This is a genomic window from Stenotrophomonas maltophilia group sp. RNC7 (genome assembly GCF_030910085.1).
GTDB classification, from domain to species: domain Bacteria; phylum Pseudomonadota; class Gammaproteobacteria; order Xanthomonadales; family Xanthomonadaceae; genus Stenotrophomonas; species Stenotrophomonas sepilia.
Genome location: NZ_JAVFVN010000813.1, coordinates 1 through 446 on the forward strand (window position 1 = coordinate 1; position 446 = coordinate 446).

General features: G+C 51.3%; 1 rRNA gene. It reads right to left on the bottom strand.

From position 1 onward, the window contains the following. Positions 1 to 446 (bottom strand): 23S ribosomal RNA (locus tag RCF13_RS19825); the annotation flags it as partial.

The following is a 446-nucleotide window of genomic DNA, read 5'->3' on the forward strand; positions in this document are numbered from 1 at the left end:
TTGGACGAGCATCCATCAGCTCGCGTCCCTATCCTTCTGCGTCACCCCATTGCTCATAACGGTTTACGGTGGTACAGGAATTTCAACCTGTTGTCCTTCGACTACGCCTTTCGGCCTCGCCTTAGGTCCCGACTTACCCTGAGCGGACGAACCTTCCTCAGGAACCCTTAGGCTTTCGGCGGACATGATTCTCACATGTCTTTTCGTTACTCATACCGGCATTCTCACTTGTGTACAGTCCAGCAGTCCTTCCGGTCTACCTTCAACCCGGTACACAACGCTCCCCTACCCCTGATACATAGTATCAAGCCATAGCTTCGGTGGTGTGTTTAGCCCCGTTACATTTTCGGCGCAGAGTCACTCGACCAGTGAGCTATTACGCACTCTTTAAATGATGGCTGCTTCTAAGCCAACATCCTGGTTGTCTAAGCAACTCCACATCCTTT